This is a genomic window from Nocardia albiluteola (assembly GCF_018860155.1).
In the GTDB taxonomy this organism is placed as follows: domain Bacteria; phylum Actinomycetota; class Actinomycetes; order Mycobacteriales; family Mycobacteriaceae; genus Nocardia; species Nocardia albiluteola.
Window position 1 is genome coordinate 159,731 of record NZ_JAHKNI010000007.1, and the last position, 12,158, is coordinate 171,888.

Sequence of the window (12,158 nt, forward strand, 5' to 3'; positions counted from 1 at the left end):
CGTCGCGTCGTCCGGGGGATCGGTAGCTTGGACGGCCGCTGTTCCGGTCGGGCGGCCGGAGGCTCAGTGGATTTCCGGGATTCCTGTCTGTGAGCTCATTTCGGGGGTGAAGACGACCATGACGTCGTCGGTGCCCAGCCAGAAGCTTGTTGCCGGGCCTGTGTCTGCCGAGCGTCCGGCGGCGATCCAGACCGCTGTTCCTCGGAAGCCGAGCCGGATGGCTGATGGCACTCGGATCGTGCCGCTGGGATCGCAGTCCCAGCAGATATCGGCAGCGATGATCTTCTTGCCGATCAACCCGGCCCAGTGCGGGTGCTCCGACACCGGCACCGCGACACTGCCTCCGGGGGCCATCAGGAGGAAGTCGACCATCGGCCTCGGGAAGATCTCGAGGCCGTATTCGGTGAAGGTGTTGTTCCAGATCGCCGAGTAGCGGTCGCCGTTGCGGAAGGTCAGCTCGACGCCCATCGTCGGTTCGTGCCAGTCGCCGAAATCCCACTCCTCGGCGAGCCGGCCGTCGTCGCCGGTCGTCAACGGGTAGTACATGACATCGGCGAGACGCTGACCACGCAGCTCGGCCACGACTGCTTCGAGGCGTTTCTCGGCAGTGGATATCGACGGCGGTGGCGGCACAACACGATTGTCGTCCGGGCGAACGGATGCCAGTCGGGCAAAGGCGCTGGGGGATCAGGGTTTGACGGTGTGCAGGATTTGCAGGCCGTGTGGGGTTGTTTCGGTATGCCGCACATCCAGTCCGGCGGTGCGGCATTGATCGGCCAGCCACTGGTGCGGCAGCCGGAGTTTCGGATAGCGACCGGTGTGCAAGTGCCATGTCCCGTCGAGGCGGGTGTGCAGGAGGTCGTGGACCATCACCGTGTCCTGGTCGACATAGTCGAGGAAGCAGGTGAGGATCTGGTCGTCGGTGTGGCGGACCGGGATGAACCGGTCGGTACCGCGGCGTTCGGCGGTCAAATCGCGGTAGGTGACGACGAAGCTGCCGCCCGAGCGCAATGCCAAGGCGACGTCGGTGATCAGCCGCTGCACGTCGGCGCGGCTCGGCAGGTGCGGCAGGGTGTCGCCCATGCAGACCACGGTCGAGACCGAGCCGGGCGTGGCGTGGCTGGACAGAGCGCCGCGCAGATCCGCATGGAGGGGGCGCACGACCCGGTTCACACCGTGACGGTTGGCGTGATTCCGAAGTTCGGCCAGGAGAACGGCACTGGTATCGACAGCGATCACCGACGCGTAACCGAGCCGAACCAGCGCCAGGGTCTGCGGTCCGGGGCCGCAGCCGAGGTCCACGGCCGCCGCCTGGTCCTCGGCACATACGGTGAGCCCCAGCCTGTGCAGGAGGTCGAACTGTGCCGTGACGGTCGCATCGATGTCACCGCCCAGCATCCATGTGTAGTGCGGGGCGAGCAGATGGTCGTAATGTTCCGCGGCGGTGGTCATGACACCAGCCTGCCGCGCCGGTAGCTTCGTGACCGGTACAAGAACTGGACTGGGGTGTGGATGCGGCGCGAGATCGAATACTGCCCGGTGTCGGCGGGAATCGAGGTGATCGGTGATCGATGGACCCTCCTGCTGGTGCGTGAGTTGCTGGTCGGTTCGCATCGGTTCAATGACATCCATCGTGGGTTGCCAGGGATCAGCCGCACCTTGCTGTCGACCCGCCTGCGCCGGCTACAGGCGATCGGGTTGGTGGCTCGTGTCGTCGATGCCGACGGCCGACCCGAGTATCGGCTCACACAGGCCGGGGCCGCACTCGAATCACTGGTATGGCAGCTCGGTGATTGGGCACGGCAATGGAGCTTCGGAGACCCTCGGCCCGAACAACTCGACCCCGGCTGGGCGCTGTGGCGGTTGCGGCAATTCGTGCGCACCGAAGTTCTTCCCGCCCAGCGTGTTTGCGTCGAATTCATCCTCGGCAACCACGGTCATGCCGAGGAACACGGCTGGCTCGTATGCACGCCGCGGGAGGTCAGTGCCTGTCTGCAGCATCCCGGATACGACACCGATCTGTGGGTCACGACCGAACTTGCCGAGCTGTATCGACTGGTAGCTGGGACTCGCACCATCGCGGACACACTGCGCGCGGGTCGCCTTCGCGTCGTCGGCGAGCCCGCCTTGGCCTCCGCCTTCCCCGGCTGGTTCGCTTGGCGAACACCGGCATCCGCAGACCGACCGCCTGCGGCCGGCTAACGGACCTTCGCCAGAGTATGACCGCGGCCGCTCGGCCGCCAACGTCCACGACGTTCACGTGCTGACGGCGCTGGTGAAAGCCGTCCCGGCAGTGCGGTCCCGGCGTGGCCCGCGATGACGACGGCCTGGCGAGTCGGGCCGAGGCATTCGTTGTGTCACGACTGGTAGGCGATATCACCGGTACCCGTGCCGGGATTCCGGCACGCCCGTACCGTGGATATGTGAGCAACGACGCTTTCTCTTCCGGTCCGGCGACCCTTTCCGCCGGCATGGGCGGGTCCGCCGCCGCCGAGTTCGGGCCGCTGGTGCGGGCATTCGCCAGGTTCGTCGGGGATCGGCCCGGGGCCGGGGGAGGGCTGGCGGTGTTCCGGCACGGCGAGCCGCTGGTCGACATCTGGATCGGGGAGGCTTCCCCGGCCACCGCAACCGCCGCTGCGACCGCGTGGACGCGGGATACCGGCGCCATCGTGTTCTCCGCGACCAAGGGCGTCGCCTCCACGGTCGTGCACCGGCTCGCCGATCGGGGGCTGCTCGACTACGACGCGCCGGTCGCCGCGTACTGGCCGGATTTCGGTGCTGCGGGCAAGGACCGGATCACGGTGCGCCGGTTGCTCACCCATCGGGCCGGGCTGTCGTCGCTACCCGCGATCGCGGCCGGGGCCGACGATGTGCTGGACCACCGGCTGATGGAGCAGCGCCTCGCCGCCGCGACGCCCGACCGGCTGCTGGGCGTTCCCGCCTATCACGCGCTCACCTACGGGTGGCTGCTGGCGGGGCTGGTGCGCGCGATCACCGGCGCGAGCATGGCCGAGTTGTTCCGTACCGAGGTGGCCGAGCCGCTCGGCGTCGACGGTATTCACCTGGGCCGCCCGCCGGCCGGGTCGCCGACGGTCGTTGCGCCGCTGCGGGGTTCGCGGCTGGCCGCGGTCCGGGCGCCGATCGGGGCGATGTTCCTGGGCCACGCCTACGGCATTCCCGGCCCTGTCGGCGCTGCGACACGCGCTCTGTTCCTGCCCGGTGTGGAGACCATCCTGGAGGGGGACGATCCGCCGATCCTGGACACCGAACTGGGCGCGGGCAACGGCGTGTGCACCGCCCCCGCCCTCGCCACCCTGTACGGCGCCCTGGCCTGCGGCGGGATGGTGTCGAACCGTCGCTATCTCTCGGCGCGCACGGCCGCCGCGCTGCGCCGGGTGGAGACCTACCGCCTCGACCACACCCTGTTCTACATGCCGATGATGTGGCATCTGGGCTATCACTCGATGCCGGCCGGGGGCACGCGCACCGGCTTCGGGCACATCGGGCTGGGCGGCTCGTTCGGCTGGGCCGAGCCGCAGCTGGGCCTGTCGGTCGGATTCGTGCACAACCGCCTGGACATGGGCACCTTCGCCTGGGACCAGATCGCCTCCACCTGGATCCTGCCCCTGGTCGTGCGCGGCGCCCGCGCCACCGTCCGCCGCGCACCAGCAGCCCCCCGCCGCGCCGCCTAGGCCCGCTCCCGCGGCGAGTCGCGCGGCGGGCACCCCGCCATCTCGGCCGCGGGTGCCGCTCGAGATGGCCTCATCGGGGATGTACCACATCGTGAACGTGGCCGAGACGGCGAGCGCAAGATCTGCCGTGACGGGTTCCGGTCCGGGGGGACGGGAACCCAGCACACGTCGTCAGGTGAGGTAGCGGTAGGCCGGAGATCCCGGATCCAGGCGCTCGCACCGCAGGGGCGATTCCCGCATGCGCTCGAGCAGGGGTTCCAGATCGGCAGGGGCGCCCAGTTCGATGCCGACCAGGGCGGCGCCGGTCTCGCGGTTGTTGCGCTTGACGTATTCGAACAGCGTGACATCGTCGTCCGGGCCGAGCACCTCGTCCAGGAAGCGGCGCAGCGCGCCGGGTTCCTGCGGGAAGTCCACCAGGAAATAGTGCTTCAGGCCCTGATGCACCAGCGAGCGCTCGATCACCTCGCCGTACCGGGACACGTCGTTGTTGCCGCCCGAGAGCAGGCACACCACCGTCGAGCCCGGCTCCACGCCGACATCGGCCAGCGCCGCGACCGCGAGCGCCCCCGCGGGCTCGGCGATGATCCCCTCGTTCTGATACAGCTCCAGCATCGCGGTGCAGATCGCGCCCTCGTCCACCAGCATCACGCGGAAAGATCCTGCGCCCCTGGGGGATTCGGTCGCGGTCAGCAGCGGCAGCGACGCGTGCGAGATGACCTGCCCGCCGAAGCCCGCGACCGCGGTGTAGGGCAGATCGCCGATCCGCCGCACCGCCGCGCCGTCCACGAAGGGATCGATCTGCGGCAGTGTCACCGGCCCGCCCGCGACCAGCGCGGCGGTCAGGGACGCCGCACCCGCCGGTTCAACCGCCAGGATCGCGGTGCCGGGCGAGCGTTCGCGCAGGTAGGTGCCGACACCGGCGAGGCAGCCGCCGCCGCCGACGGGAACGATCACCAGATCGGGTGCGTGCCCGAGCTGCTCGAGGATCTCCGCGGCGATGGTGCCCTGCCCGGCCGCGGTACGCGGATCGTCGAAGGGCGGCACCATCGTGGCACCGGTGCGCGCGACATCGGCGGCCGCGGCCTCCGCGGCCGCGTCGAAGGTGTCGCCCACCGCGAGCAGTTCCACGAAATCCCCGCCGTGTGCGCGGATCCGGTCCCGCTTCTGTTTGGGTGTCGTGGTCGGGACGTAGATGCGGCCGCGGATTCCCATCGCGCGGCAGGCGTACGCCACGCCCTGCGCGTGGTTTCCGGCGCTGGCGGTCACCACGCCCGCGGCCCGCTCGGCCTCGGTGAGCTGCACAATCAGGTTGTATGCGCCGCGCAGCTTGTACGAGCGCACCGCGGTGAGATCCTCGCGCTTGACGTAGACCTCCGCCCCGGACAACCCCGACAGCCGCTCGACGCGCTGTAGCGGCGTCGGCTCGATAATCCCCGAAATTCGCTTGGCCGCTGCATCGATCTCGTCCGCGCTCAGCATGGGCGATGGACCGGACAGTTTCTCTGCGACATCAAGGGGATTGGACACGCGAACATGCTAGCCGGGCGGCAGCGCGGCTGATCGGCCAGTATGTCCGTTCCGGCTCGTCGGCGGCGGTGCGGTCCGGTTCCGTGCCGCCGCGGTGCGTCGGAGGGTGGTTCGCGGTAGTCGCGCGAGGACGCGGACGACGGGCCTGTGGGGAGGTGGGCGGCGAACCGTGCCCGAAATGTTCGTTGGACCGAACTTCGACATCCGTGTACCCTGACGTGATGGCAGTGGTGCACCGTCCGTCGCGAGTGGCGCGGACCGTCGACATCGCCGGCACCCGGTGGCCGGTGTACAAGCTGGAGGCTCTGGGCCTCGGCTTGCTGACCTGCGTACTGCTGCTCTTGATCGTCGGATCGCCACAGGTCGCCGTGCTCGCCGCCGCCGCGGTGGGCGCGCTGCGCTGGAGCATGGCTCTGCTCGTTCGCCGGATTCGCCCGGTTCTCTAGCCCGACACGGTGCGCTCACTGCGCCTCGGTGGTCGACCTTTCCCGCACGGTGTCGATGTTCGCCGCGCCTGCGAATCGTCAGCCGGGCTCGATGTCGGGGCATCGATTCCGAAAGGTGTTGGCTACTGCCGATTTTCGAACTCGAATCCGATGGTGGCGGTGATGGCCTCGGACTTGCTACCGTGAGCGTTAACATCGATCGTCCCGGCGCGCAGTCCGGGCGTCCGTCCGCGATACCGCTTGAGGCCCACGACGATTCGGCCCGATTCGCTCGGGCCGGTGGGGCGGTGCGGGCGTTAACCTGAATCATGGATCGAGGCCGGTGGCACGGCACGGAAGGTTGTGATGTGAGGGACCGCAATGGGCACCCCCCGGGCAGGACCGACCGCCCGGCCGTGATGACCGACGTGGCCAAGCTGGCCGGTGTGTCGCATCAGACGGTCTCGCGAGTGCTGAACGGGAGTCCCCAGGTGCGCCCGGAGACGCGGGAGCGGGTGCTCGCCGCCGTGGCCGAGCTGGACTACCGGCCCAATGCCATGGCGCGCGGCCTGGTCAGCAGGCGCTCCAAGGTGCTGGGCGTCGTCACCTTCGACACCGTGCTGTATGGTCCGGCCTCGATGATGCTGGGCATCGAAAGGGCCGCGCGCGCAGCGGGTTACGGCGTCAGCATCGCCACCCTCGAGCGGGTCGACCGGGAGGGCGTGCTGGATGCGGTGAACATGCTCGCCGATCAGGGGGTCGACGGTGTCATCATCATCGCGCCCCAGCTGGCCTCCGTGGCAGCGCTGCGCAGCCTGCCCGCCCAGCTGGTCGCGGTGGCGGTGGAGGCCGGTCAGGACGCGGGGCTGCCCGCGGCATCGGTGGACCAGTTCGAGGGCTCCCGGCTGGCCGTGCAGCACCTGCTGGACCTGGGGCATCGCACGGTGTGGCACGTGTCGGGGGACAGCGACTCGATCGAGGCGCGCGATCGCCTCGACGGCTGGCGCTGCACCCTCGATGCCGCGGGCGCGGAGATTTCGCCGGTGATCGGCGGCGATTGGAGCCCGCGCTCGGGCTACCACGCGGGCCTCGCGCTGGCCGATCAGCCCGGGGTGACCGCGGTCTTCGCGGGTAACGATCAGATGGCGCTGGGCCTGCTGCGTGCGTTCGCCGAGCGCGGCATCCGGGTCCCGCAGGACATCTCGGTCGTCGGTTTCGACGACATTCCCGAGGCGGCGTACCTGACCCCGCCGCTGACCACCATCCGGCAGGACTTCGACGAGGTGGGCCGGCGCAGCATGCGGCTGCTGCTGGAACTGCTCGAGACCGAGGGACGCGTCCCCGACCCGGCCGCGGTGGTTCCGGAGCTCGTGGTGCGCGAGAGCTCCGGCCCGCCCGTGCACTAGGCGAGCCGATGCCCCGGGCCGCTAGCCGGCCAGGCAGCCCGGGCCCAGCAGCGCCTTCAGATCACCCATCAGCGCCGAGGACGGCGACACCCGCAGGTTGTCGGCGACCTTGAGCAGCGTGGTCTTCTCGCGGGAACCCACGTGCCGGATGTGCACGTCCGCGGTGCCGGGGTGGCTGGACAGCACCCGCTTGAGGGCGCTGACCTTGTCGGGGGTGCACAGGCGGGTCGGAATCGTCACCGCGAGGGGCTTCTCCATGCCGACCGCGGACAGGTCGGGCACCACCAGATCGTTGGCGATGAGCGAGATCCGGTCGTCGCGCGCGGAGACGCGCGCCTTCACCAGCACGACCGCGTCCTCGACGACATCCATGCCGTAGACCGAATAGGACTGCGGGAAGAACAGCACCTCGATGCCACCGGTCAGATCTTCCAACTGCGCCGAGGCCCACGGCAGGCCGTTCTTGTTGATGCGGCGGTTCACCGAGGCGAGGATGCCGCCGATGGTCACCTGGGCGCCGTCCTTGACGTCGCCCTCCAGGATCGTGGGGATGGGCGTATCCGCCTGTGCGGCAAGCACATGCTCGACGCCGTTGAGCGGGTGCCCGGACACGTACAGGCCCAGCATCTCCCGCTCGAGCGCCAGCTTGTGCTTGGACTCCCACTCCTCCTCGGGGACCTTCACATCGAAGACCGACGAGATGCTGTCGTCGCTGTCGTCGAGGCCGCCGAACAGGTCGAACTGGCCCATCGCCTCGGCCTTCTTGGTCGACATGACCGCGTCGATGGCGTCGGAATGCACCAGCAGCAGCCCCTTGCGGGGATGGCCGAGCGAATCGAAAGCCCCTGCCTTGATGAGGGATTCGGTGACCTTCTTGGTGCAGGCGACGGTGTCGATCTTGTTCAGGTAGTCGGAGAAGTCGGTGTATTTGGACTTCTCCTTGCGCGCGGCGATGATCGAGGCCACCACGTTCGTGCCGACGTTACGCACCGCGCCCAGCCCGAACCGGATGTCCGCGCCGACCGAGGCGAAGTTCTGCTCGGACTCGTTCACATCCGGCGGCAGCACGGTGACACCGAGGCGGCGGCAGTCGGACAGGTAGACCGCGGCCTTGTCCTTGTCGTCGCCGACGGAGGTGAGCAGGGCCGCCAGATATTCGGCCGGATAGTTGGCCTTGAAATAGGCGGTCCAGTAGGAGACCAGCCCATAGGCGGCGGCGTGCGATTTGTTGAACGCGTACCCGGCGAACGGGAGGATGGTGTCCCACAGCGCCTTGATGGCGGCCTTGGAGTAGCCGTTGTCCACCATGCCCTTTTCGAAGCCCTCGAACTCGGCTTCCAGGACCTCGGCCTTCTTCTTACCCATCGCGCGGCGCAGGATATCGGCTCGGCCGAGCGAGTATCCCGCCACCTTCTGCGCGACGTGCATGATCTGCTCTTGATAGACGATCAGACCGTAGGTCTCACCGAGGATGTCCTTCAGCGGCTCCTCGAGCTCCGGATGGATCGGCTTGACCTCTTGGCGGCCGTTCTTGCGGTCCGCGTAGTCGTTGTGCGCGTTCATGCCCATCGGACCGGGCCGGTACAGCGCGCCGACGGCGACGATGTCCTCGAACGCGGTGGGCTGCATGCGTCGCAGCAGATCGCGCATCGGGCCGCCATCGAGCTGGAACACACCGAGCGTATCGCCGCGTTGCAGCAGCTCGAAGGTCGCCTGGTCGTCCAACGGCAAGGCGTCCAAGTCGATTTCGATGCCCCGGTTCAACTTCGCGTTGTCGATCGCGTCGCCGAGCACCGTGAGGTTGCGCAGGCCCAGGAAGTCCATCTTCAGCAGGCCGATGGCCTCGCAGGAGGGATAGTCCCAGCCGGTGATGATGGCGCCGTCCTGGGCGCGTTTCCAGACCGGGATCGCTTCGGTGAGCGGATCACACGACATGATCACCGCGCAGGCGTGCACGCCCGCGTTGCGGATCAGGCCCTCGAGACCCTTGGCGGTCTCGTAGATCTTCGCGATCTCGGGATTGGACTCGATGAGGGCGCGGACCTCCGCGGCCTCCTTGTAGCGCTCGTGCTCGGGATCGGTGATGCCCGAGACCGAGATGTCCTTGGCCATGATCGGCGGCGGGAGCGCCTTGGTGATCTGATCGGCGATCGCGAAACCGGGCTGCCCGTGCAGCACGCGCGCCGAATCCTTCAGTGCGGCCTTGGTTTTGATGGTGCCGAAGGTGATGACCTGGGCCACCTTGTCGACGCCGTACTTCTCCGAGGCGTAGCGCACCATCTCGCCGCGGCGGCGATCGTCGAAGTCGATATCGATATCGGGCATCGACACGCGCTCGGGATTGAGGAAGCGCTCGAACAGCAGGCCGTGCGGCAGCGGGTCGATATTGGTGATGCCCAGCGCGTAGGCGACCAGCGAGCCGGCCGCCGAGCCGCGGCCCGGGCCGACGCGGATGCCGACCTCGCGGGCGTGATTGATCAAGTCGCCGACGACCAGGAAGTAGGCCGGGAAGCCCATCTCCAGGATGACGCCGATCTCGTACTCCACCTGGTCGAGATACTTCTGCGGCGGGCCGTCCGGGAAGCGGCGCAGCAGGCCCCGGCGCACCTCCTCGCGCAGCCAGCTGGCCTGGTCGTACCCCTCGGGGACCGGGAAGACGGGCATCCGGTCGCGGTGGGTCCAGACCTCCTCGTAGGACTGCACCCGCTCACCGATCAGCACCGTGTTGTCGCAGGCGCCGGGCACCTCGGCATCCCAGATTGCGCGCATCTCGTCGGCGGACTTGAGGTAGTAGCCGCTGCCGTCGAATTTGAAGCGGGTCGGGTCCGAGAGGGTCTTACCGGTCTGAATGCACAGCAGCGCCTCGTGATTGGTGGAGTCGGACTGGTGCACGTAGTGGCAGTCGTTGGTGGCCAGCGCGGGGATGCCCAGCTTCTTGCCGACCTCCAGCAGACCCTGGCGCACCCGGGTCTCGATGGACAGGCCGTGGTCCATCACCTCGAGGAAGAAGTTGTCCTTGCCGAATATCTCCTGCCATTTGGCCGCGGCCTCGAGGGCCTCGCGCTCGTGCCCGAGGCGCAGGCGGGTCTGCACCTCACCGGACGGGCAGCCCGTGGTGGCGATGATGCCCTCGGCGTATTGGGCGATGATCTCCTCGTCCATACGCGACCACTTGCCGAGCTGGCCCTCGAGCGAGGCCAGGCTGGACAGCTTGAACAGGTTGCGCAGGCCGGTCGCGTTCTCCGCGACCATCGTCATGTGGGTGTAGGCACCCGAACCGGAGACGTCGTCACCCTTCTGGCTCGGATCGCCCCACTGCACGCGCTTGGTGTTGAAGCGGGACTCGGGGGCGATGTACGCCTCGATGCCGATGATCGGCTTGATGCCCTGCTTCCTGGCCGAGTTGTAGAACTCCGAGGCGCCGAACATGTTGCCGTGGTCGGTCATGCCGACCGCGGTCATACCCAGCCGCTCCGCCTCCTTGAACAGGGGCGTGATCTTCGCCGCGCCGTCGAGCATCGAGTACTCGGTGTGATTGTGGAGGTGAACGAACGATCCCGGCGAGGCTGACACGGCTTGGATTCTAGATCGTGCCACCGACACCTGAATCCCGCCGCGCCGGTGCCGATCCGGACCCCTGACGTGGTATGGGGCACGCGGCCCGGTGACCTGCGTGGGCTCGGTGGGCCTCGCGCGACACTCCGGTTGCGCCGCGCCGATCGGCCCGGCTCCGCGGCCGGGGAGGGGCGCCCGGCTCTCGCCGACGCGGAAATTGAGTGTGTGGGGAGCGGGGTTTGCGGGAATGATTAGATCTGCGCGGGGGCGTGGCGGCGATTCGGGTAGTGCGCTACGCAGGATTCGGAACCATATGGGGCGGGAGGATCGTGTTATGAAACGACTGGTGGTGTGTTGCGACGGCACCTGGGGAGCCGAGAGCAACCCCTCGGTGACCAACATAGTCAAGATCGCGGAATCGGTGCGGCTCAGTGCCACCGATACCGCCGGGGGCCCGATCGGGCAGCGCGTGTTCTATGTCGACGGTCCCGGCTCGCGAGGATATCTGGCCGACAAGTATCTGGGCGGCGCGTTCGGTCTCGGTGCGGATGCCGGGCTGTCGACCATGTACTGGCAATTGGCGCTGAACTGGGAGCCGGGTGATGAGATCTTCATCTTCGGCTTCAGCCGCGGCGCCTATATCGCCCGGAGTCTGTCCGGGCTGATCAACCGGATCGGGCTGCTGACCGCCGATGCGATGATCGACGGGGCGTTTCCGGAGGCGATGCGGATCTTCCGGCAGCGCAAGGATCATCCGGACGATCCGGATCCGGCGCAGTGGGCGCAGTTCCGCTCCGAGCACTGCCGCTGGCCGGTGCCGATGAAGTTCGTCGGCGTCTTCGATACGGTGGGTGCGATGGGTGTGCCCGGAATCACTTCGGGCCGTTACCGATTCCACGATCTGCGGCTCGCGCGGACCGTGCACTGCGCGCGGCAGGCACTGGCCATCGACGACCGGCGCCGGATCTTCTCGCCCTGCCTGTGGGAGGTCACCGACGAGGCGGGGGTGACCCAGCAGCGGCCGGACCGGGTCAAGCAGGTGTGGTTCGAGGGCAGCCACACCGACGTCGGGGGCGGTATGGCCGACAGCCGGCTCTCGGACCGGTCGCTGCGCTGGATGGTTCACGAGGCGCAGGGCCAGGGGCTGGAATTCGACGAGGACCGGCTCGAGGAGCTGATCGCCCGCGGCGCGACCGCGACCGGCCCGGTGCGCGCGCACGACTCGATGACCATGGGCTGGCGACTGCTGAATCTCGCCGCGCGGCTGCGCTATCCGCGCAGCACCCGGTTCTACCCGGACTCCTGGCGCCGCCTGGACGCACCGGAGGATCAGCGGGTGTCCCTGGCCTCGTGCGCGCAGCCGAGCGTCACCTACGATCCGCCGAACCTGAAGCGCTGGGCGGAACACTGCAACAACTGCATGCCCACCGAACCGACGGAGCACACGGCCGCACCGGCCGCGAGCCCCGCCGCAGCAACCGAGGCCGCGGTTCCGCAGCAGGTCTGAGCCGGCCTCGGGGGGCTGTTCAGCGGACGAGTAGGGCGACCGGTAG

Annotated in this window: 9 protein-coding genes; 5 read left to right on the top strand and 4 right to left on the bottom strand. The window is 68.4% G+C overall.

The window, feature by feature from the left end:
- Window positions 1-63: 63 nt before the first annotated feature.
- Both KO481_RS21605 and KO481_RS21610 read right to left on the bottom strand, forming a co-directional pair.
- A complete protein-coding gene (locus tag KO481_RS21605; RefSeq protein WP_215919149.1) occupies window positions 64-633 on the bottom strand; it encodes a hypothetical protein in 570 nt (189 codons plus the stop codon).
- Window positions 634-687: 54 nt separating this feature from the next.
- Window positions 688-1,452: a class I SAM-dependent methyltransferase gene (locus KO481_RS21610; protein WP_215919151.1), complete on the bottom strand. Its 765-nt coding sequence runs from the start codon at window positions 1,450-1,452 to the stop codon at window positions 688-690.
- A 60-nt stretch (window positions 1,453-1,512) separates the two neighbouring features.
- Between KO481_RS21610 and KO481_RS21615 the strand changes: the two genes are divergently transcribed.
- Together KO481_RS21615 and KO481_RS21620 are read left to right on the top strand one after the other, a co-directional pair.
- Window positions 1,513-2,202 (top strand): winged helix-turn-helix transcriptional regulator, encoded by a 690-nt coding sequence (locus KO481_RS21615; protein WP_215919152.1) that lies wholly within the window; start codon window positions 1,513-1,515, stop codon window positions 2,200-2,202.
- A gap of 221 nt (window positions 2,203-2,423) precedes the next feature.
- A complete protein-coding gene (locus tag KO481_RS21620) occupies window positions 2,424-3,692 on the top strand; it encodes a serine hydrolase domain-containing protein (protein WP_215919153.1) in 1,269 nt (422 codons plus the stop codon).
- A 171-nt stretch (window positions 3,693-3,863) separates the two neighbouring features.
- Here KO481_RS21620 and ilvA read toward each other — a convergent pair whose 3' ends face one another.
- Window positions 3,864-5,219, bottom strand: a complete 1,356-nt coding sequence (gene ilvA, locus KO481_RS21625; RefSeq protein ID WP_215919154.1) for a threonine ammonia-lyase IlvA — start codon at window positions 5,217-5,219, stop codon at window positions 3,864-3,866.
- Between the two features lie 221 nt (window positions 5,220-5,440).
- Between ilvA and KO481_RS21630 the strand changes: the two genes are divergently transcribed.
- Window positions 5,441-5,665 carry a hypothetical protein gene (locus KO481_RS21630; protein WP_215919155.1) on the top strand — a complete coding sequence of 75 codons (225 nt, stop codon included), beginning with the start codon at window positions 5,441-5,443 and terminating at the stop codon, window positions 5,663-5,665.
- 347 nt (window positions 5,666-6,012) lie between these two features.
- On the top strand, window positions 6,013-7,050 hold the full coding sequence (locus KO481_RS21635) for a LacI family DNA-binding transcriptional regulator (protein ID WP_308166727.1): 1,038 nt from the start codon (window positions 6,013-6,015) through the stop codon (window positions 7,048-7,050).
- Between the two features lie 21 nt (window positions 7,051-7,071).
- Here KO481_RS21635 and dnaE read toward each other — a convergent pair whose 3' ends face one another.
- Window positions 7,072-10,623: a DNA polymerase III subunit alpha gene (gene dnaE / locus KO481_RS21640; protein WP_215919156.1), complete on the bottom strand. Its 3,552-nt coding sequence runs from the start codon at window positions 10,621-10,623 to the stop codon at window positions 7,072-7,074.
- Window positions 10,624-10,939: 316 nt separating this feature from the next.
- On the opposite strand from dnaE, the gene KO481_RS21645 reads away from it, so the two are divergent.
- Window positions 10,940-12,112, top strand: coding sequence for a T6SS phospholipase effector Tle1-like catalytic domain-containing protein (locus KO481_RS21645; RefSeq protein ID WP_215919157.1), 1,173 nt, complete (start codon window positions 10,940-10,942; stop codon window positions 12,110-12,112).
- The last annotated feature ends 46 nt before the right edge of the window (window positions 12,113-12,158 follow it).